The 1002-nt window shown below is 64.4% G+C and carries 1 protein-coding gene; it reads left to right on the top strand.

Going from position 1 to position 1002, the window contains the following annotated elements:
- The coding region (locus tag G9E11_RS21175) for an MFS transporter (RefSeq protein WP_246468981.1) at window positions 1-1002 on the top strand (1002 nt) is incomplete at both ends.

The raw sequence follows: 1002 nt of genomic DNA on the forward strand, positions 1-1002 counted from the left end.
ACCGAAGAGATCGATCTGAGGATGATCCAGGAGGCTCAGGCCGCGCAGAGTGGGACCAAAATCAAGGGCGCCTCCTTCGGGATGCTGTTCTCGAAGCAGTACTGGCGCACCACCCTCTTTACCGCAGGTTTTTGGTTCTGCGCGGTTACTCCGTACTTCGCTATCGCGACCTTCGCCGACGCGGTGCTCAACCAATTCGGCTTCGGCGGCGGCTGGGCCGGTGGAGTCGGCCTGTCCGCACTTGCGGTCGCGGGCGTTGTCACCAGCGTGCTTCTGATTGACAAGCTGGGCCGGCGGATCCTCACCGTGCCCGGGCAGTGGCTCTGCGCAGGCATCCTGCTGATCATCGGGCTCTGGGGGAACGCACCAGCGGTCCTCGTGCTCGTCCTGTTTCTCGCCTTCTCCTTCTTCAATGCCGGCTACACCACGATGACCCAGGTCTATCCGGCCGAGGTATTCCCCGGCCACCTGCGCGGCATCGGCACGGGCTTCGCCGCGGCCACCGAAGAGATCGATCTGAGGATGATCCAGGAGGCTCAGGCCGCGCAGAGTGGGACCAAAATCAAGGGCGCCTCCTTCGGGATGCTGTTCTCGAGGCAGTACTGGCGCACCACCCTCTTTACCGCAGGTTTTTGGTTCTGCGCGGTTACTCCGTACTTCGCGATCGCGACCTTCGCCGACGCGGTGCTCAACCAATTCGGCTTCGGCGGCGGCTGGGCCGGTGGAGTCGGCCTGTCCGCACTTGCGGTCGCGGGCGTTGTCACCAGCGTGCTTCTGATTGACAAGCTCGGCCGGCGGATCCTCACCGTGCCCGGGCAGTGGCTCTGCGCAGGCATCCTGCTGATCATCGGGCTCTGGGGGAACGCACCAGCGATCCTCGTGCTCGTCCTGTTTCTCGCCTTCTCCTACTTCAATGCCGGCTACACCACGATGACCCAGGTCTATCCGGCCGAGGTATTCCCCGGCCACCTGCGCGGCATCGGCACGGGCTTCGCCGCGGCC

The sequence above is a fragment of the Arthrobacter ipis genome (assembly GCF_014694315.1).
Classification (GTDB): Bacteria; Actinomycetota; Actinomycetes; order Actinomycetales; family Micrococcaceae; genus Arthrobacter; species Arthrobacter ipis.